At 47.1% G+C, this 20,087-nt stretch carries 22 protein-coding genes and 1 tRNA gene; 14 read left to right on the plus strand and 9 right to left on the minus strand.

Translation table 11 applies throughout. The annotated features are described in order from the left end of the window. Positions 1–56 precede the first annotated feature (56 nt). From EL162_RS03245 to murA, 3 genes are all read left to right on the plus strand, one after another. The gene (locus tag EL162_RS03245) at positions 57–752 is read left to right on the plus strand and encodes a BON domain-containing protein (RefSeq protein ID WP_227543429.1); all 696 of its coding nucleotides are present in this window, start codon (positions 57–59) and stop codon (positions 750–752) included. A gap of 82 nt (positions 753–834) precedes the next feature. Then, positions 835–1,077: a BolA family protein gene (locus EL162_RS03250; RefSeq protein WP_076555848.1), complete on the plus strand. Its 243-nt coding sequence runs from the start codon at positions 835–837 to the stop codon at positions 1,075–1,077. Between the two features lie 15 nt (positions 1,078–1,092). Beyond that, positions 1,093–2,355 carry a UDP-N-acetylglucosamine 1-carboxyvinyltransferase gene (murA, locus tag EL162_RS03255; protein WP_126330076.1) on the plus strand — a complete coding sequence of 421 codons (1,263 nt, stop codon included), beginning with the start codon at positions 1,093–1,095 and terminating at the stop codon, positions 2,353–2,355. Between the two features lie 4 nt (positions 2,356–2,359). On the opposite strand, the gene EL162_RS03260 is transcribed toward murA, so the two are convergent. Continuing rightward, complete coding sequence (locus EL162_RS03260) at positions 2,360–2,641, minus strand: hypothetical protein (RefSeq protein WP_126330078.1); 282 nt, start codon at positions 2,639–2,641, stop codon at positions 2,360–2,362. A gap of 116 nt (positions 2,642–2,757) precedes the next feature. Between EL162_RS03260 and EL162_RS03265 the strand changes: the two genes are divergently transcribed. Then, positions 2,758–4,287, plus strand: coding sequence for a fumarate hydratase (locus tag EL162_RS03265; RefSeq protein ID WP_446030806.1), 1,530 nt, complete (start codon positions 2,758–2,760; stop codon positions 4,285–4,287). Between the two features lie 302 nt (positions 4,288–4,589). On the opposite strand, the gene EL162_RS03270 is transcribed toward EL162_RS03265, so the two are convergent. The 3 genes from EL162_RS03270 to trxA form a co-directional block, all read right to left on the minus strand. After that, entirely contained in the window at positions 4,590–4,961 is a 372-nt protein-coding gene (locus EL162_RS03270; protein WP_076555852.1) for a hypothetical protein, read from the minus strand. A 382-nt stretch (positions 4,962–5,343) separates the two neighbouring features. Continuing rightward, positions 5,344–6,612, minus strand: coding sequence for a transcription termination factor Rho (gene rho / locus EL162_RS03275; RefSeq protein WP_076555853.1), 1,269 nt, complete (start codon positions 6,610–6,612; stop codon positions 5,344–5,346). Between the two features lie 204 nt (positions 6,613–6,816). Next, complete coding sequence (gene trxA / locus EL162_RS03280; protein ID WP_076555854.1) at positions 6,817–7,137, minus strand: thioredoxin; 321 nt, start codon at positions 7,135–7,137, stop codon at positions 6,817–6,819. A 212-nt stretch (positions 7,138–7,349) separates the two neighbouring features. Here trxA and EL162_RS03285 point away from each other — a divergent pair, with 212 nt between their 5' ends. After that, positions 7,350–8,078 (plus strand): RluA family pseudouridine synthase, encoded by a 729-nt coding sequence (locus EL162_RS03285; RefSeq protein WP_126330082.1) that lies wholly within the window; start codon positions 7,350–7,352, stop codon positions 8,076–8,078. 45 nt (positions 8,079–8,123) lie between these two features. On the opposite strand, the gene EL162_RS03290 is transcribed toward EL162_RS03285, so the two are convergent. The 5 genes from EL162_RS03290 to EL162_RS03310 form a co-directional block, all read right to left on the minus strand. Continuing rightward, positions 8,124–8,450, minus strand: a complete 327-nt coding sequence (locus tag EL162_RS03290) for a protein tyrosine phosphatase family protein (protein WP_126330084.1) — start codon at positions 8,448–8,450, stop codon at positions 8,124–8,126. 123 nt (positions 8,451–8,573) lie between these two features. Beyond that, positions 8,574–10,274 carry a SulP family inorganic anion transporter gene (locus tag EL162_RS03295; RefSeq protein ID WP_126330086.1) on the minus strand — a complete coding sequence of 567 codons (1,701 nt, stop codon included), beginning with the start codon at positions 10,272–10,274 and terminating at the stop codon, positions 8,574–8,576. Positions 10,275–10,277: 3 nt separating this feature from the next. Continuing rightward, entirely contained in the window at positions 10,278–10,679 is a 402-nt protein-coding gene (locus EL162_RS03300) for a hypothetical protein (RefSeq protein WP_076555857.1), read from the minus strand. 101 nt (positions 10,680–10,780) lie between these two features. Continuing rightward, positions 10,781–11,113, minus strand: a complete 333-nt coding sequence (locus tag EL162_RS03305) for a BolA family protein (RefSeq protein WP_126330088.1) — start codon at positions 11,111–11,113, stop codon at positions 10,781–10,783. An 8-nt stretch (positions 11,114–11,121) separates the two neighbouring features. After that, on the minus strand, positions 11,122–11,937 hold the full coding sequence (locus tag EL162_RS03310; RefSeq protein ID WP_126330090.1) for a M48 family metallopeptidase: 816 nt from the start codon (positions 11,935–11,937) through the stop codon (positions 11,122–11,124). 147 nt (positions 11,938–12,084) lie between these two features. Between EL162_RS03310 and EL162_RS10245 the strand changes: the two genes are divergently transcribed. From EL162_RS10245 to EL162_RS03350, 9 genes are all read left to right on the plus strand, one after another. Continuing rightward, positions 12,085–12,216 (plus strand): hypothetical protein, encoded by a 132-nt coding sequence (locus tag EL162_RS10245; protein ID WP_259772339.1) that lies wholly within the window; start codon positions 12,085–12,087, stop codon positions 12,214–12,216. A 48-nt stretch (positions 12,217–12,264) separates the two neighbouring features. Continuing rightward, positions 12,265–13,407 carry a phosphate ABC transporter substrate-binding protein PstS gene (gene pstS, locus EL162_RS03315; protein ID WP_126330092.1) on the plus strand — a complete coding sequence of 381 codons (1,143 nt, stop codon included), beginning with the start codon at positions 12,265–12,267 and terminating at the stop codon, positions 13,405–13,407. A 64-nt stretch (positions 13,408–13,471) separates the two neighbouring features. Then, positions 13,472–14,434 carry a phosphate ABC transporter permease subunit PstC gene (gene pstC / locus EL162_RS03320; RefSeq protein WP_076555860.1) on the plus strand — a complete coding sequence of 321 codons (963 nt, stop codon included), beginning with the start codon at positions 13,472–13,474 and terminating at the stop codon, positions 14,432–14,434. Between the two features lie 21 nt (positions 14,435–14,455). Continuing rightward, positions 14,456–15,328: a phosphate ABC transporter permease PstA gene (gene pstA / locus EL162_RS03325; protein ID WP_076555861.1), complete on the plus strand. Its 873-nt coding sequence runs from the start codon at positions 14,456–14,458 to the stop codon at positions 15,326–15,328. Positions 15,329–15,388: 60 nt separating this feature from the next. Next, positions 15,389–16,183, plus strand: a complete 795-nt coding sequence (pstB, locus tag EL162_RS03330) for a phosphate ABC transporter ATP-binding protein PstB (protein ID WP_126331653.1) — start codon at positions 15,389–15,391, stop codon at positions 16,181–16,183. Positions 16,184–16,283: 100 nt separating this feature from the next. Further along, positions 16,284–16,976 carry a phosphate regulon transcriptional regulator PhoB gene (gene phoB / locus EL162_RS03335; protein ID WP_126330094.1) on the plus strand — a complete coding sequence of 231 codons (693 nt, stop codon included), beginning with the start codon at positions 16,284–16,286 and terminating at the stop codon, positions 16,974–16,976. After that, positions 16,976–18,031 carry a phosphate regulon sensor histidine kinase PhoR gene (gene phoR, locus EL162_RS03340; protein WP_227543430.1) on the plus strand — a complete coding sequence of 352 codons (1,056 nt, stop codon included), beginning with the start codon at positions 16,976–16,978 and terminating at the stop codon, positions 18,029–18,031. The genes phoB and phoR overlap by 1 nt, the downstream gene beginning before the upstream one ends. 8 nt (positions 18,032–18,039) lie before the next feature. Beyond that, positions 18,040–19,539, plus strand: coding sequence for a Ppx/GppA phosphatase family protein (locus EL162_RS03345; RefSeq protein WP_076555865.1), 1,500 nt, complete (start codon positions 18,040–18,042; stop codon positions 19,537–19,539). Positions 19,540–19,638: 99 nt separating this feature from the next. Beyond that, positions 19,639–19,714 (plus strand) — tRNA-Gly (locus EL162_RS03350). The last annotated feature ends 373 nt before the right edge of the window (positions 19,715–20,087 follow it).

Below are 20,087 nucleotides of genomic sequence, written 5' to 3' on the forward strand. Positions count from 1 at the left end.
TGGCAACACAGTCAAATAACGACAAAATAGCAAATTTATTAAAGAGAGTTTGTATTATGAATAAAGTATTGATTGCAATGATGGCATCAATGATGGCATTGACCGCTTGCACCACCAATGGGGGTAGTGTTGGGGCGGATGCGATGGGGCGTAGTATCCCAGAGCGTCTAAGCGACACCAGCATTGAGCTGACGGCACGCCGCAATTTGGCAACCATTGACGGCATTAATCAAAATAATGCACGCATTGCCATCGATGGCTATTTGCGAGAGGTGCTTTTGACAGGTGAAGTGCCAAGCGAGCAAATCAAAGCAGAAATCGGACGCACCATTGAATCAATGCGTGGCGTGGCAAAAGTGTTCAATTACCTTACCGTTACTGATATTCCCAAAAGCCAAAGCCACACAGTGCATGAGAACTATCTTCGTTCTAAGATTAATGCACGGCTGCTTGCCAATCGTGATGTCAAATCCTCACAATACAAAATCATCGTCCGTGATAGCACCGCCTATATCATGGGTTATCTTACCTCAGCTCAGCAAGATGAGATTTTGGCAGCGGTGCAGGCTACCTCTGGCATGGCAAAGGCGGTAACTTTGACCACTTTGGTTGAGGTGGCTCCTGCGGTTGAGGATTTGCCAGCGGTTGATGGTGCAACTGGCAGTTACACGCTCCAAGAGATTTATACGCCCGATGCGACAAATACCGCACCGAGTAATACACCGCCTGTATTTGGCACGCCAAGTGAATAATTTTGTTATCAATTGACAAAAATTACGCAAGCTGGGCAGTAGTTTGTTATAATAGTTGATTTGCAAACAGATGAGAAGTTTTATGAATGCACAAGAGTTGATTGACCTGTTGCGTCCACATTTTCCAAAGGCTCATATTGATGCAGTCAATCAGGGCAATAAGTTTGAGCTGCTGATTGTTGATGAAGCATTTGATAATAAGCGACTGGTAGCACGCCAGCAGATGATTTTTGCATTGGTCAATGAGCATATCCAAAGCGGTGCCATGCACGCCTTGACAATCCATGCTCTGACTCCTGATGAATATGCCAGCAAACAGGCTTGATAATACGAGAATTTTATGGACAAATTTAAAATCATAGGCAGCAGTCGCATCGCAGGCGAGGTGAGTATCTCTGGCTCAAAAAATGCCGCATTGCCCTTGCTTGCTGCCATGCTGTTACCCAATGATGAAACTGTACTGCACAATGTGCCAACACTAAAAGACACACAAACGCTCATCGAGCTAATCGCAGGCACAGGCGTTAAGATTGATAAGCAAGGCAACACAGTAACCGCCAATGCACGCACGGTGAATAATTATTACGCACCTTATGAATTGGTGCGAACCATGAGAGCGTCAATTTTGGTACTGGGGCCACTTTTGGCACGATTTGGCGAGGCAGAAGTGTCATTGCCGGGTGGATGTTCTATCGGTTCACGACCTGTTGATCAGCACCTAAAGGCATTTGAGGCGATGGGTGCTGCCATCACTGTCGAAAATGGCTATGTCAAAGCCAAAGCACCAGCAGGCGGTCGGTTGATAGGGTGTGATTTTAGCTTTGATATGGTAACTGTTGGCGGTACAGAGAATGTCATCATGGCGGCAGCTCTGGCAAAAGGCACAACACGCCTAGAAAACTGTGCCACTGAGCCTGAAGTGGTTGATTTGGCAAATATGCTGGTGGCGATGGGAGCAAAAATCAGCGGTATTGGCAGCACCACGATGGTGATCGAGGGCGTGGACAGTTTGCATGGTTGTGAATACAGTGTCATTGCTGATCGTATTGAGACAGGGTCTTATTTGGCTGGGGCTTTGATGAGCTGTGGCGATGTGCTGACCAAGAATACTTCGGCAGAATTTTTGCACCCTGTACTAAAAAAATTCGAGGCGATGGGTGCGACCATCACCACAGGCGAGGACTGGATTCGTGCTGTTATGCACACCAGACCGAAGGCGGTGGATATTCGCACACAGGTGCATCCTGGTTTTCCGACCGATATGCAGGCACAGCTGATGGCGGTGTGTTGCTTGGCGGACGGCACCAGCACAATCATTGAGAATATTTTTGAAAATCGTTTTATGCATGTGCCAGAGTTGCAACGCATGGGGGCAAAGGTGCGTGTTGATGGGCATACTGCCATCGTTGAAGGGGTGGAGAAGTTCATGCCAGCACCTGTGATGGCGACCGATTTGCGTGCTTCGATGTCTTTGGTGATGGCGGCTGCCTGTGCCGAAGGCGAGAGTATCATTGACCGCATTTATCATATTGATCGTGGTTATGATGATGTTGAAAATAAATTGCGAGCCTTGGGTGTCAATATCGAACGCATCAGCGGCTAGAGTGCTATTTGATGACAAGCAAGCATTGTATCGGTGCTTGCTTTTTTATTTGCCAATCCCTCTTTTTTAAGGCAGCGTGGGTGAAATCTTTTATCAGTCGGCTTTTGCCACAATCAGGAGAAATGCCAAAGTTTGTTTTGATGGGTGTCAATGCCTTTACAAAGTGCGGCTCATTAACTTGATTGTTGGCAGAATTGGCTGATTGTGATGATGATTTGCCAATCATGGATAAAATGACGAGAAAGGTAACAAGATAACCGCACCAAGTGTTATCAATTTTTGTCAAAAAATGCTAAAATGGTACAGATTATCACCGCTAATGTGGGTGATGACAACCAACAATGCCTTGCATTAAATTTAGCCGTTTGTGTGCTGATTGCACCAAATTAGCCAGAAGGATTTATCATGACTGTGATTAAGCAAGAAGACTTTATCCAAAGCATTGCTGATGCTTTTCAGTACATCAGTTATTACCACCCAACCGATTATATTACTGCACTTAGTGCCGCACTTGAGCGTGAAGAAAACCCTGCCGCTCGTGATGCGATGACGCAGATTCTGGTAAATAGTCGTATGTGTGCTGAGGGCAAACGCCCCATCTGCCAAGACACAGGGATTGCAACTGTATTTTTGAAAGTGGGCATGAATGTGCAATGGGACAGCACAATGAGCGTGGCAGAGATGGTCAATGAGGGCGTTCGCCGTGCTTATAACCACCCTGACAACAAACTGCGTGCCTCAGTGCTGGCCGACCCTGCTGGCAAACGCACCAACACCAAGGATAATACACCTGCGGTCATTCATATGGAAATTGTCGCTGGTGATACTGTTGATGTAACTTGTGCGGCCAAAGGCGGCGGCAGTGAAAACAAATCAAAACTTGCGATGCTAAACCCTTCGGACAGTATTGTTGATTGGGTGCTAAAAACCGTGCCAACCATGGGTGCTGGTTGGTGCCCACCGGGGATTTTGGGCATTGGCATTGGCGGTACGCCAGAAAAGGCAGCATTGCTTGCCAAAGAATCGCTGATGAGCCATATTGACATTCATGAATTAAAGGCAAAAGCCGACAGCGGTGCTGAATTGACCACAACCGAGAGCTTGCGTCTGGAGCTGTACGAGAAGGTCAATGCACTGGGTATCGGTGCACAGGGCTTGGGCGGTTTAACCACAGTGCTTGATGTGAAGATTTTGGATTATCCAACGCACGCTGCCAGTAAGCCTGTTGCCATGATTCCAAACTGTGCCGCCACTCGCCACATTCATTTTGAGCTAGATGGTACAGGGCCTGCCACCTTGACACCGCCAAGTCTTGATGCTTATCCAGACATTACTTACAGCCCAGACAATGGCAAGCGAGTGAATGTTGATACGCTGACCAAAGAAGAAGTGGCAAGCTGGAAGACGGGCGATGTATTGCTGTTGTCTGGCAAAATCTACACAGGTCGCGATGCAGCACACAAACGCATGACAGATATGCTAAGCAAGGGCGAAACCCTGCCTGTGGATTTCACCAACAAGCTGATTTATTATGTCGGACCTGTTGATCCTGTGCGTGATGAAGTTGTCGGTCCAGCAGGTCCAACGACCGCAACGCGTATGGACAAATTCACACGACAAATGCTTGAACAGACAGGGCTGCTCGGCATGATTGGTAAATCAGAGCGAGGCGAGGCAGCGTGTCAAGCGATTGCCGATAACAAGGCGGTGTATTTGATGGCAGTTGGCGGCTCGGCCTATTTGGTATCAAAAGCCATCAAAAATGCCAAAGTGGTCGCATTTGCCGAGCTTGGCATGGAAGCGATTTATGAATTTGAGGTCAAGGATATGCCAGTTACTGTGGCTGTAGACAGTCAGGGCAGTTCTGTCCATGCCACGGCACCGAAGATTTGGCAGGCAAAAATTGGCAAAATCCCTGTTGTAGATGCTTAAGCCACTACCCAACCACCACAGTTATTGTGGTGGTTTTTTGTACCAATCATTGCTAAAACCAAACAGTCTGGGTTGTTTATTGGCAATCTTGCTGTGCGCGGTTGTTTGGACTGATTGCTAAATTGTGCTTGCCGTGATGGCGATTAAGAGGGTTTAGCGGAGCTGGCTAATTTGTCAGTCTTTGATGAGTATGATTGCTACCAGAAGTGATGGCGTTGCTGTCTTTGCTACAATCAGACAATAAAAAAGAGAGCCTAAAAGACTCTCTTTTGCTATAAGATTTTAACAGCGTGGCTGTAAAATTACTTCTTAGCTTCTTCAGTTGCAGTAGTAGCAGCTTCTTGTGCAGTTTCTGCAGCAGCTTGAGCTTGGTCAGCAGCAGCTTGAGCTTCAGCAGTTTGAGCAGCGTTTGCATCACCAGCTACAGCGTCAGTTGCAGCTTTAGCAGCGTCGCCAGCAGCAGCAGTTGCGTCAGCAGCAGCTTCAGCAGCTTTGTCAGCAGCGTCAGCAGCAGCTTCACCAGTGGTAGCAGCAGCAGTTGCAGCAGCGTCTTTAGCTTCTACAGCAGCTTCAGTAGCAGTAGAGGCAGCGTCTTGAGCTTTTTCAGCTGGCTTTGAGCAAGCAGTTAGAGCCAAAGCAGCGATTAGTGCAGATGCGATTAGTTTAGTTTGCATGGTAAAACTCCAATTAGGTGGATATGAAATAAAAACAACCCATGAGCAAGCTCAATCTCATTGATACATGAGAAAACCCTCGTCCATAGGTCGATACAAAATTCGTATCATGATACAACAATTTATTGCAGATGCAAAGTTAAATTTATTAATAAATGCTTAATTTTGTAACAAAATATAACAATTAATCTGCTTGCCACTTTAGCCAAGCGACAATAAATTGTATCAAGGTTTAGTGTTGGGCGTATCTTAGCACAAAAAAATAAAGATGACAACGAAATGACAAGTCTTTTTTTGTAAATTTGTGATAAAAATTTGTAGCACAGGTAATTAACGGTACAACATAACAAAACCAGCCATTAAGAATAATGGCTGGCGGTTATTAGCTCTGAGCTTTTTTGATCATTTGTTCAAAGAATTCGTCATTGGTTTTGGAATCTTTGAGTCTTTCGAGCAAAAACTCGGTTGCTTGCGAATCTTCCATCGGTTGCATGAGCTTGCGTAAAATCCAAACGCGGCGTAGCGTTTCTTCGTCAAGCAATCTCTCTTCACGGCGTGTGCTGGATTTTTTGATATTAATCGCTGGGAAAATGCGACGCTCGGCAAGGTCTCGCTCGAGGGTAATCTCTTGGTTGCCCGTGCCTTTAAATTCCTCAAAAATTACGCTGTCCATCTTAGAGCCAGTGTCAATGAGTGCCGTTGAGATGATGGTCAGACTGCCGCCTTCTTCAACATTGCGAGCGGCACCAAAAAAGCGTTTTGGGCGTTCTAGGGCATTGGCATCAACACCGCCAGTCAAAACTTTGCCGCTTGAAGGAATGACCGTATTGTATGCACGAGCCAGACGGGTGATGGAATCTAATAAGATAACCACATCTTGTTTATGCTCAACAAGGCGTTTGGCTTTTTCGATGACCATCTCGGCAACCTGAATGTGTCGCTGTGGCGGCTCGTCAAAAGTTGAGGCGACCACTTCGCCACGCACGGTGCGTTGCATTTCGGTAACTTCTTCTGGGCGTTCATCAATCAGCAGTACGATAAGGTAGCATTCTGGGTGATTTTTGGTGATGGCTTGGGCGATGGTTTGTAATAGCACCGTCTTGCCTGCCTTTGGAGGGGCGACTATGATGGAGCGTTGGCCTCTGCCGATGGGGGCAATCAGGTCAATCATACGCCCTGTCAAATCTTCGGTTGTGCCATTGCCAGTCTCCAGCACCAGCTGCTTGGTAGGAAATAGCGGTGTTAAGTTCTCAAAGATGAGCTTATGACGACTGCGATCTGGGGTGTCAAAATTAATTTCGCTGACTTTTAGTAGGGCAAAATAGCGTTCCTGATCCTTAGGGGGGCGGATTTGTCCTGCGATGGAATCCCCTGTTTGTAGATTAAAGCGGCGAATTTGGCTGGGGCTGACATAAATATCATCAGGGCCTGCCAGATACGATCCTTCAGAGGAACGCAAAAAGCCAAAGCCATCAGGCAAAATCTCAAGCACGCCATCACCATAAATTGCCTCGCCGTTACGGGCGTGGGTTTTTAAGATGGCAAAAATAATGTCTTGTTTGCGACTTCTTGCCATGTTGTCAAGCCCCATAGACTCGGCAATCTGTAGCAATTCGCCAACGGATTTTCGTTTTAATTCAGTCAGATTCATGGATAGGTAAATAATGAATAAAGCCCAATTTGGGCAAATTGATGGAAATGATTGGGTAGAAATAAAGAAATGCAATCAGCAGAATGTGATTGCAGGTGCATAGATATTAAGCCAAATTGATGATTTTGTCAAGTGCTGTGTGGCAAATTTATGACACTTTTGCGTGATAAAAAAAGCCAGCACGATGCTGGCTTGAGGGTAGGTTTATAGATGCTTGTCAAGCAAGGCGGCAAATTCTGATTTTGGGCGACCGCCAACCACTGCCTCGACACGCTCACCATCTTTAAATACAAATAAAGTTGGAATGCTGCGAATGCCAAAGCGAGCGGCAGACTCTGGGTTGTCATCAACATTGACTTTGACGATTTTGGCACGACCAGCATAGTCTGCTGCCAGCTCCTCTAGGGTGGGAGCGATTGCCTTACAAGGGCCACACCATGGTGCCCAAAAATCAACCAAGACCACTTGGTCGGAGCCTAGCACATCAGCATCAAAGCTGGCATCGGTTGCGTTAATAATAGACATAATTTCACCTTTGTTAAGTTTGTATAATTGCCTAAATGGGGCGACTGGCAAAAAATTCAAGAGCGAATCATCTGTCAGGTGCGGTTTGTGGCAGATTGCGTGTTATAATAACAGCTTTTCTGCCCAAAGGCTTGTGCTGGCATGATTGAATTTATCAAATTCACCGATTGGGCAAATCAAAGATGACTATTGTTATTTGACCGAGAGCTGCCATGACCCTGTCCGAAGCTGATATTATCAACATGAATCAACACGAAGCGGCACAAAGTGAGGCGTTTTTTGTTGATTTTGCCAAATCAATCACCGTCTACGAAGATGAGGATATTTGGGTGCTGGATAAGCCAGCAGGGCTGCTTAGCGTTGATGGGCGACTGTTAAAGGTGAGTTTGCAATCACGACTGCTGCGAGTCAATTCCAAGTTGCGATTGATTCATCGGTTGGATATGGATACCTCAGGGCTGATTATTTTTGCCAAATCAGCACAGGCACAGACGCACATTGCCAAGCAATTTATTGACCGCGTTCCCCAAAAAGAATATCAAGCGGTGGTGATGGGTAGCATCATTCAACAAGACAAACAAGGCACAATTGACATTCCTGTCCGCTATGAGCCTAGCACCAAGCCTAGGCATATCGTTGATGAAGGGTGGCACAAACGAGCTTTGACGCATTATCAAGTGCTGCATCATGAGCTGCGGTGCGATGATATGGGCAAGGCACACGCCGTTACCCGTGTGGCGTTGTGGCCGATTACGGGGCGTAGCCATCAGTTGCGTGTGCATATGTTGCACTTGGGTCATGTGATGATTGGCGATCCGATTTATGCCGAGGGCGTGGCGTTGGGCTTGGACAGTAGGTTGAATTTGCACGCACACAAGCTGCGATTACGCCACCCAACGCATGAGGTATGGATGCAGTGGAGCAGTCCTGTGCCGTTTTAGCTTGGCAAGCAGGCGTGAATTTGGCTCTTAAGTACTGATTAATAGTTAAATTAGTCCAGAGATACAAGCACACTGATACAGTCGCTTGGCACGAGAGCCAGTGCCACAAAATACCATGACAGGCTTGGGCGTGTCGCTTAATAATTTGGCAAAACTTTGTACCTCAATCAGGTGAATTGATTCACCATCAATGGGTAGGTTGTGATAGACGAGTCCTGCTTGTTTGGCACTGGCTGCCAAGTCGCAGTTTTTTGGCTGACCGTCAATTTCATCATCAAAACGCAGATTGATGAGGCTTTTAAAGCCAAGATTGGCAAGGCTTGTGCATTGACTTGGGTGGATTTGTTTGTACAAAGTAATCTGGCTTGACATGGTAGATTCCGCATAAATGGGTGGATTAAGATGAGCTTGTACACAATTATCGCTTGTGTGCTTGGCAAACAGCTCTATCTTACCCCAAGCCAAAGCCTGTTGCAATGGCGATTTGGCATAAGGTTATGACTTGGGACGCAGGGTTTGCACCGCTTGGTTGGTGCTTAAAAAAACTTGCCCTGATAGGTTGGCAAAAACTTGGCTGGATTTTAAAATGTCCATGACAGGGCCTTTGACTTCGGCAAAATGCAGTCGCTGGTTGTTGGCTTGGCAGTGTTGATTCAAGTCATGCAGCATCTCTTGGGCGGCCAAATCCACATGATTGACTGCCGTCATGATAAGCACAATATCGCAAATGGCAGAATCATCGCTAAGTTTTAATAAATTGGCACGCACTGATTGGGCATTGCCAAAATACAAACTCTCATCAATGCGTAATAGCAACAACCCCTCAAAAGTGGTTGCTTGATAGCGTTCAATATTGCGAAAATGCTCACTGTTACCCACACGACCTAACACCGCAATATGCACCTGATGCGTGCGATAAATCATCGCAGCAAAACTGGCAAGTAGTCCTGCCACCAAGCCGCTATTTAAGCCAAAGACAATCGCAGTGGTAAAGGTGATAACAAAGCAGACAGCATCAGCCTTGTCATGTTGCCATGCTTGGGCGAGAGTTTTGGTATCAATCATGGCAATGGCAGAGATAATGATGACCGATGCCAACACCACATAGGGCAAGCCTGTCAAATATGCCCCAAAAAATAGCAAAATCAATAACACGCCCAATGCACAGATGACCGATGCCAATGGGGAGTTTGCCCCAACAAGCAAGTTGAGGCTGGTGCGAGAAATACCCCCTGCTACTGCAAAACCACCAAAAATGCCGCTGGCGATATTGGCAAGACCCAGCCCGCCAAGCTCTTTGTTGGCACTGTAGGTCTCGCCTCGCAATCTGGCTTGTTGTGCTGAGATGGTGCTTGATGAGACGAAGGCAATCAAGGCAATCAGCAGTGCTGATGGCAGTAATGTCAATAAAGTAGTGGGCGACAAACTGGGCAGACTGGCAGTGGGCAGGTGCGTGGGCAGTGGCTGCAAGACATTGACTTCATAAGCAGGTAAGTTGTAGCGATGGCTTGCCCAAATTGACGCCACAACAAGAACGATGACAAAAAAACGATTGCCAAAACTACGCCATTGGCGAGGCAACCACGCCCATACCCATCGCTCACCATAACGGCTGATGAGCAATAGCCCCAGTGCCAATAGACCAATCATTGCGGTGAGTGCGTGTATCGGCTTACTTGAGTGATAAATGCTGACGGCAAGGTTAATCAGGCTGTCGGCGTTGAGCGGTATGCCTAGTAGGTGCTTGATTTGTCCAAGTATAATCAGCACCGCTGCACCGCTGATAAATCCTGCTGCCACGCCACGGCTCACAAACTGCATAATCCAGCCCAAGCGAATCAAGCCACCCACCAACAAAATCGCACCAACCATGAGTGCCAAAGTAATGGCAAGAGAGATGTATTGCAAACTGCCTGTGGCATAGTCAGACAGTGCTGATGCAGTCATGATGGCAGTGATGGCAACAGGACCGATTGAGGAGACGCTGCTTGCCCCAATCCATGAGTATATCAGCACAGGCACAATGGCAGCATACAGACCCATGATGGGCGGCAGACCTGCCAAGGCTGCATAGCCAAGACTTTGGGGAATGACAAGCACCGCCATCATCAATCCTGCTTGGATATCTGGTAGGGCGGTGCGTGGTTGCTGGATAAATTGCAAAATCCAGTTGGGCAGTAGATTTTGCAAACGCATGGGTTATTCTCCGTAAATTTTTACGCCTTCTGCGAAGCTACAGTTCTTTTGGCGTGCAGCCACAATCATCGCATCGTGCTCACCATAAAGTTTGGCAAGGGCGTTATTTTTGGCAGCACGCTGACCGCTGCCTGTTCCCATGCCTAGGCTGATGGTCGGATAGATGCCATGGCGACCACCTGCAAGACCGATACCAATCCCTGTTGATGACAGGCTAAGTTGCTGTTTTTTGGTTTTTTCTACCAAAGCACCAATGCGTGCCGTCTCTGATTGTAATTGTTCGCAGTTATAGTTTTGATAGGTGGTTGGATTGACATACTGTGGGGCGATGTTGCCTGTGGTGGCACAGCCTGTCAGAACGCCACTGGCGATGAGAGCGGCAAGGAGAATTTTGCTAAATTTCATGATAATTCCTAGTTAAAAAGTGCTGGCATGGCAATGATAACCGCAAGCAACTTGGTAGATGTATGGTGATTTTGCTGATGATTTTATGGTCTGCTTGCCTGTCATGCCTGATTGTTATTGTTACGCCGTGAAGCACAGAGCGGACTGTCGGGCGATGTGGCAATGCTTGCCCACTCATCTGGTGTATAGGCAAAAATCGCCAACGCATGAATGGTGCCACCTTTACTCATCAAAAACTCATCAGCCAGTGCATAAATTTTTTGGTGTCTGGCAGCAAGGCGTATGCCATCAAAGGCTTGGCTTGCGATGGTGAGCTTAAAATGGCTTTGCTTGCCATCATAATACCCTGCGTGTTGATGGCTTTCATTTTCCAAAGCAAGATGTACAGGTTGCAAGGATTGCAAAGCTGCCAATAAGGCGGTGGCTGTATCCATAATTCCTCTTAGCGTGTTGTGCCTTGGAACAAAGGCATGACCGTTGGTATCAATGATTGCAACTGGCTAATGCGAGTAGCACTGCTGGGGTGCGTGCTAAGAAATTGTGGCACACTTCCCCCTGTTGCTTGCATTTTTTTCCAGAGGCTGACAGAGGCGTTTGGGTCGTAGCCTGCTCGAGCCATCAGCTCAAGCCCGATTTTGTCAGCTTCGGATTCTTGGGAACGTGAGTGTGGCAAGTCCAGACCCAATTGGCTAATGACCCCTGCCAGCTGTGCTTGACCGCTAGACAGACCCAATGCACCAGTTGCCAGTTGTAGCACCCCTTGGGTGGCAAAGCTGCGGCTGGCTTTTTCGCGAGAATGCTCACGCAGTGCATGGGCAATCTCATGACCCATGATGGCGGCAATTTCGGCATCAGTTAGGCGAAGTTTTTCGATAATGCCAGTATAAAAGACAATTTTGCCACCTGGCATAACATAGGCGTTGATTGAGTCGCTGGTGATGGTATGAACTTTCCAGTCCCAGTTTTTGGCATCAGGGCGGAGTACTTCGGTTTGTGTAATTAGCTTGTCGGCAATCTTGCGTAAACGCTTGACTTGCTCGTAATTATTGTCAAGTTTTCCTGCACGGCGAGCCTGATTGATGGTTTCGGCGTAGGCTTGATTGGACAGCTGGAGAATTTCTTGGCTTGAGACAAGCAGTAATTGTTTGCGATCGGCACCGACCACACCTGCACTGGTGGTGCTGGTGCAACCAACGATGGGCATGATGGCAGCGGCAGATACTGCCAAGGCAAGTAGACTGTGTTTGAGTGTTTTCATTGTCTGTCCTTAAAATTAAAAAGTCAAACCTCTAACGATGGCTAAGATTATAAACCAAATTCACCTCATTATCCTAGTGCTGACAACAAAAATTCACAAAATTTTGTCAATCAAGTTACTTTGGGCTGGGTGGTGCATGGCAAAATCATGAACAGGGTGGTTTGGGGATTGTCATCAAGTTGTCATGCAATGTTCATCAAGCTGTCATTTGCCAGTCATGCCATTGTCATTTATGCCACTTACAATGGCAGGCAATGCACCAAGGGCAAAAATCGTTGACATTTGGTGCGTAGCATAATCCAAATTATCCAACCAAACGGAGCAATCATGAAATTTTCTTTGTCGTGTATTAGCCTTGCACTTTTTGCCGCCATGACGCTGACTGCTTGTGGACAACAAAACAGCCAGCAAGCCGAGTCTGGCGACAAATCAACAACGCAGTCTGCAAACCAGCCAGCACAGTCAGCCAGCACCGAAGGCGAGGCCGTAACGCTAAGTATCACAGGGGCAGGGGCTTCTTTTCCACAGCCGATTTATGCCAAATGGTCGGCAGATTTTCGTGCTGCAACAGGTGGACAGGTGAATTACCAGTCCATTGGCTCATCAGGTGGTATCAAGCAAATCATCGCCAAAACCGTTGATTTTGGTGCTTCAGATGCACCGCTTAGCATTGAGGAGTTAAACGCCGAGGGCTTGGTGCAGTTTCCAACCGTGATAGGCGGTGTGGTGCCTGTGGTGAATATTGACGGCGTGGCAGCAGGGGCGTTAAAACTGGACGGGGCGATATTGGCTGATATTTATTTGGGCAAAATCACCAAATGGAATGATGCTGCCATCACCGCCTTAAATCCAGAGATTGCCTTGCCTGACGCTGCCATCACTACCGTGTTTCGCTCGGACGGCTCAGGGACGACATTTAATTTTACCGATTATTTGGCAAAGGTCTCCAGCCAATGGCAAACTTCGGTCGGCGTGGATAAGGCTGTCAAATGGCCAACAGCAGCGACAGGGGCGGCAGGCAAGGGCAATGAAGGCGTGGCAAGCTATGTGGGGCGTATCAAAAACTCCATCGGCTATGTTGAGTATGCTTATGCCAAACAAAACAACATGGCTCATGTCGCCTTAAAAAATGCCGCTGGCAAGTTCGTGCAGCCATCAGCAGAGAGTTTTGCAGCAGCAGGGAATATTGATTGGTCAAAATCGGCAGGGTTTAATCAAATCTTGACCAATTCGGCAACGGCTGATGCGTGGCCTATCGCTGCGGCAACTTTTGTTTTGGTGCATAAATCACCACAAAATCCCGAGCAGGTGGCAGGCGTGCTGAAGTTTTTTGAATGGGCGTATGACAATGGCGACAAGGCGGCACTGGAGCTGGATTATGTGCCATTTAGTGATGAGGCGGTGGCGTTGTTTAAACAAAGCTGGCAACAGATTACCGATAAAGATGGCAAGCCTGTGTTGCAGAAATAATATTATTTATCAATTAAGATTATATAAACAATGAATTGTCTGACATATTAAGGAAATGGTTGCTATGGATTTTGGGCAACAAGCATTAATAAAAAAAATCCGCCGCCAAAAGCAGCTTGATGTGGCTTTTGTGGCTTTGACCAAGCTGTCAGCAATGCTGGTACTTTTGGTGCTGGGCGGTATTTTGTTGTCGCTGATTGTCGGGGCTATGCCAAGCATTCGTCAGTTTGGTATTTGGTTTTATACAAGCAGCAACTGGGATCCTGTGGCAGGTGAATTTGGGGCATTGGCACCGATTTATGGCACGCTGATTACTTCGGCGATTGCGGTGCTGATTGCACTGCCTGTCAGCTTTGGCATCGCGGTATTTTTGGTTGAGCTTTGTCCAGATTTTTTAAAAAAACCACTGGGCATTGCCATTGAGTTATTGGCTGGCATTCCTTCGATTATTTATGGTATGTGGGGGCTGTTTGTTTTTGCTCCTTGGTTTGGTGAGATGGTGCAGCCGTGGCTGATTGATAACTTGGCAAAACTGCCAATCATCGGGCAGATGTTTGTCGGTGCACCGATTGGCATTGGGCTGTTTACCGCTGGGCTTGTGCTTGCCATCATGATTATTCCGTTTATGGCGGCAACCATGCGTGATGTATTTTTGGTTGTGCCTGATATGCTCAAAGAGTCAGCTTATGGCATGGGGGCGACCACTTGGGAGGTGATTGTCAAAGTGGTGCTGCCTTATACCAAAGCAGGCGTGGTGGGCGGTTTGATTTTGGGGCTTGGCAGGGCATTGGGTGAGACGATGGCGGTTACTTTTTTGATTGGCAATACTTTTACGATAAATGCCAGCGTCTTTGCCTCTGGCGTGTCCATCACTTCGGCACTTGCCAATGAGTTTGCCGAGGCAAGCAGTCAGCTGCATTTGTCATCGCTTTTGCATTTGGGTTTGGTGCTGTTTGTGATAAGCCTGATTGTTTTGTCCGCCTCGAAACTTATGCTGATGCGGATTGATAGACAGCTGGGCAAGTGATTTATAGCAAAAGGAGGGATTATGAATAACCAAATGCCAGCGTTTGTTGAACGCATTCATTTGCCAAAATACCATCGCCGCCGTGCCATCAGTCGCATTGCCATGGCTTTTGCGATAGCTGCGATGGTCTTTGGGTTGTTTTGGCTTGCGTGGATTTTATTGACTTTGTTGTCGCACGGCATACAGGGGCTGATGAGTATGCCTGTATTTAGCATGGATACGCCACCTCCGATGGCAGTAGGCGGTGTCAAAAATGCCATTGTCGGCTCGCTGATGATTTGTTTTGCGGCGTTATTTGTCGGTACGCCGCTTGGGATTTTGACAGGGGTGTATTTGGCAGAATTTGACCAAGGTGGACTGCTTGGTCGCAGCACACGCTTTATTAACGATATTTTGTTATCCGCACCTTCTATTGTTATCGGCTTATTTGTCTTTACGCTGATGGTGCAGGGTAGGGGATTTTCGGGGTGGGCAGGGGTTGTGGCACTTGCCATCATCGTCATACCTGTGGTGGTCGCCAGTACCGAAAATATGCTAAAACTTGTGCCAAACAGCTTGCGTGAAGCGGCTTATGCACTGGGTACGCCAAGATATAAGATGGCATGGCATATTACCTTAAAATCCGCCAAAGCAGGTGTGATAACAGGCGTTCTGCTTGCTTTTGCACGCATTGCAGGCGAGACGGCACCGCTGTTGTTTACGGCGTTAAATAATCAATATTTTAGCACGGATATGTCGCAGGCGATGGCAAACTTGCCAAATACCATCTACCAATTCGCCATGAGTCCCTATGACAACTGGCACGCGTTGGCTTGGGCGGCGGCGTTGTTGATTACCGCTGCGGTGTTACTGATTAATATCATCGCACGCACCTTGTCTGCCAAATCATCATAAAATACAACTGGAGAGCTTATGCAAACTGTATCAAACACACTGCCCATCAATATTCAGCTGATGGACAATCATCACAGCCAAAGTGCTGCCAATCAAGCCAGCATCGCCAAATTAACCGTGCGTGATTTGCATTTTTATTATGGCGATTATCATGCTTTGAACAACATTAATCTGACTGTCGCAAACAAAAAAGTTACCGCCTTTATCGGGCCGTCAGGTTGTGGCAAATCAACCTTGCTTCGTTGCCTAAATCGTATGTATGACCTGTATTCGGGCATGCGTGCCACAGGCAAAATTATGCTGGATAATCAAAATATCTTGGCTGATGATATTGATGTCAATCTGCTAAGAGCAAGGGTGGGCATGGTGTTCCAAAAGCCCACGCCTTTTGCCATGTCAATTTATGACAATGTGGCATTTGGGGTGCGATTATACGAAAATTTATCCAAAGACGCTCTTGATGAACGCGTTACATGGGCATTGCAAAAAGCGGCACTGTGGACGGAAGTGAAGGATAAATTAAAAAAGTCAGGGCTGTCATTATCGGGCGGTCAGCAGCAGCGTCTGTGCATTGCTCGCAGTATCGCCACACGCCCTGAAGTGCTGCTGCTTGATGAGCCGACTTCGGCACTTGATCCGATATCAACCGCTGCCATCGAAGAGCTGATCGCTGATTTAAAAAACGATTACACCATCGCCATCGTTACCCATAATATGCAGCAGGCGGCACGCTGTTCGGACTTTACTGCTTATATGTATCTGGGTGAGCTGGTTGAGATGGGGGCGACTCGGCAAATTTTTGAACAGCCAAAAAACGCCGCCACTGCTGATTATATCGCAGGTCGTCATGGCTGATAAATTTGTGCTACAATGCTGATATTTAGGTTTGTGATTTTTAGGCAAATAAAGCAAAATAACTACAGTGGCAAACAACCATCAACTTAAGGGGTGGACAATGTGTGCAAAAATTTTGGTCGTTGAAGATGAGCCAGCCATCAATGAGCTAATCGCAAGCACGCTGGAGCTGGCAGATTTTCAGGTGGTGCAGGCGTTTGATATCCAAGGGGCATATTTGGCAGTTGTTGAGCAGCTGCCTGATTTGATTTTGCTTGATTGGATGATGCCGCATGGCGAGTCTGGCATTGACTTTGTGCGACGGCTAAAAAAAACGCCCAATACCGATGAGATTCCCATCATCATGCTCACCGCCAAAGGCGAGGAGGATAATAAGGTCTATGGGCTAGATGCTGGCGTTGATGATTATATCACCAAGCCATTTAGTACGCGTGAGCTGGTCAGTCGTATCAATGCGGTGTTAAGACGGTTGGGCGGTGGCGACAAAAAGGGCGTGTTGCAGGTGGCAAATTTGACAATCAATACTGTCAGTCAGCGAGTCATGGCAGGCGATGATGAGATTGTGATGAGCAGCACCGAGTATCGACTGTTGTGCTTTTTTGTTGGCCATGCCGAGCGGGCATATACACGCACACAGATATTGGACGCTGTCTGGGGGAGTAATGTGTACATTGACGAGCGGACGGTTGATGTGCATATCAGACGACTGCGTAAACTTTTGATGCCATTTGGGGCGGATAGGCTGATACAGACAGTGCGTGGTACGGGCTATCGTTTTTCGGATAAATGCTGATGAATCAGGCGATTGATGAATGCAAGTTGCTTCACCAGCTGGCTGATGGCGTGGTTGTGGTCGCCTATGAGGCTGGCAGTGTTCGGGTGGTTTTTGGCAATACTGCTGCCAAGACTTTGCTTGGTATGTCTAATCCCAGTTCTGATGACACCAGCAATCTTGTGCAGCTATTTGATGATGAAATTGGTCAATATTTGCTTGATAGATTGACACATGGCGATAAAGATGGGGCGGCTGATGCGTGTTTTTATCAAAAAAACGCTCACACCGATGGCGTGCTACAGCTTAGTATCACAGCCGTGCCAAACCACCCGCAGCTGTTGGTCGTCATCAAGGATTACACGCGTACTTGGCAACTTGAGCAGATGCGTACGGATTTTGTGGGTAATGTTTCGCATGAGCTGCGTACGCCTTTGACGGTGATTTTGGGCTATCTTGAAAATTTTGGCATGATGGATGATTTAAGCCCTGCTTTGGCTCGTGGCACGAAGCTTATGCACGAGCAGGCGATACGCATGAATGCACTGATTAATGATTTGCTGATGTTATCACGATTAGAAAGCGATGAAACCAAGCCAATGGTGGCGGTGAATATGCCACGACTATTGATGCAAATTTTTGATGAAGCACAAGCAACCAACAAGGCTGGGCATTTGATTGATTTGCATTTGGACACGGACAAAAATATCTTGGGCATCGAGAGCTATCTGTACAGTGCCATCATTAATCTGGTGGTGAATGCCATCAAATACACGCCAGCAGGTGGCGAGATTGACATTAGTTACGAAGAGATTGCTGATGGCGTACAGTTAAGCGTTACTGACAACGGCATCGGCATCGCTGATGAGCATTTAAAACGGCTGACGGAGAGGTTTTATCGTGTTGATAGTGGCCGCAGTCGTGCTACAGGCGGCACAGGGCTTGGGCTGGCGATTGTTAAGCATATATTAGCAAAGCATCATGCAAAACTTCACATTAGCTCACAACAAGGACGAGGCTCAACCTTTCGCATGATTTTCCCAACAACGCAACTGGCAGATGGCTTGATGAAGTGAGGCGATTTATGTTGTCAAAAGATACCGAGAAGTTGGCGGCTGTTGATATTGGCTCAAACAGTATCCATCTGACCATTGCCAAGCGGCAGGGTGATAAATTGCGGCGTGTGGCGTCCATGAGCGAAAAAGTACAACTGGCAGCAGGGCTAGACGAGCATGATTATCTGTCTGAGCTGATTCAGCAGCGAGGGCTTGACTGCCTACAGCGTTTTGCAGGCAGGTTAGCCGATGTCAATGCCTCTTGTGTGCGAGTGGTGGCGACCAATGCACTTCGGCAGGCGGTGAATAGTCAGGCATTTATTGAGCGTGCCAATGAAATTTTGCCCGTGCCGATAGAGGTGGTGTCAGGTCGTGAGGAGGCTCGCCTGATTTATTTGGGCGTGGCACATACTTGCCCAAGTCCAAGGCAGCGATTGGTGGTGGATATTGGCGGTGGCTCAACCGAGCTGATCGTCGGTCAGGCACAGATGCCGCTTTTGACAGAGAGTGCCCAAGTGGGCGTGGTGGGTTTTAGCCAGCGGTTTTTTGGCGATGGCTATATTGACAGTCATCGTTTTGAAAGGGCGATTTATGCCGCCCAAAAAGAAATCATCACGCACGCCAATCGCTACAAAAAAGTCGGCTTTGCCGAAGTCATCGGCTCATCAGGGGCAATCAAGAGCATCGCACGAGCGGTGGCTGATTTTGGCTTGGGTGATACCATCACGCTTGCAGCTGTTGAGCAATTAAAGGCATCGCTATTATCCTGCGGTCATGTTGATATGATTGATATTGCTGGGGTTCGTGCGTATCGCAAGGCGATTTTTCCTGCTGGGGTGGCGATATTGCTCGCTGTCATGAAAGTGTTCGGCATACGCAAAATGCACTATTGCGATGGTGCATTGTCCGAGGGAGTGATGTACGATATGCTTTCACGCATGGACTATGATGATGTGCGTGATGACAGCGTGCGACAATTATCCGAACGGTTTGGTGTGGACAAAAAACAAGCAAAACGAGTCGCCAAGATTGCCGAGTCATTATTTGAGCAGGTGCGAGAGGCACTTGGGCTGACATCATCAGACAAGCAATTATTAAGATGGGCATCAATACTGCACGAGGTGGGGCTGGCGATTGGTCATAGCAGTTATCAAAAGCACAGCAGTTATTTGCTAAAATATGCTGACATGGCGGGTTTTTCACGCACCACCCAAGAAAAGCTATCGCTGCTTGTGCGTTATCATCGCCGTGCTATCCGTGCCGATGATGGCGAACGCATTATCAAAACTGGTGGCAAAGGCTTGTTATATCTGGCGGTATTGCTGCGAATGTCGGTACTGGTGCATCATGGCAGAAGCGATATTGCCAAGCAGCAATTGCGGCTTTATATCATCGACCAAGAAGCGAAATCTTGGCGTATTGATGTACGCATTGACCGTGCTGAGCATCAAGCCTGTGTGTTGGATTTGCAAGACGACGCCGATTGGCTTGCCAAGTGGGGGATTGCCCTTGGGGTGATGGCAAATTAACCAAAGTTGCCAAATTTTTATAAAAAATCAAAAAATTTTCAAAAAAATGCTTGACGGCAATTTTATTTACTGTATAATACGCACCCATAAAGCAAATATGCGGGAATAGCTCAGTTGGTAGAGCACAACCTTGCCAAGGTTGGGGTCGCGAGTTCGAATCTCGTTTCCCGCTCCAAATTTTAAAAAGTCCAAGTCAATGATTTGGGCTTTTTGTTTTGGTGTGTTGGTGTAGCGAAATATCAGCATCAATAATGAATAAGCAAACTGCGTGCCAATGCCCAAGACAGCCTTTGGCAGTCAAAATGACCAGACAAATAACAGCAAGAAAACTTACATAACTACACAAAAATAAACATACAATAACAAACAAGATTTGCCGAAAATCGGTACAAGTGTACTTTTCTATTATACCAACTGTTTGTTTTAATTAAGATTTGCTAATTATTTAGCTGCTATTGAGCTTTTTAATCAATGGCAACAGCCTCATCACCCCCCCCCCTTCATATTAAGAAATTAATACAATTCTTTTATTGCACAAACAAAACATT

Source organism: Moraxella cuniculi (genome assembly GCF_900637105.1).
Taxonomy (GTDB): Bacteria; Pseudomonadota; Gammaproteobacteria; order Pseudomonadales; family Moraxellaceae; genus Moraxella; species Moraxella cuniculi.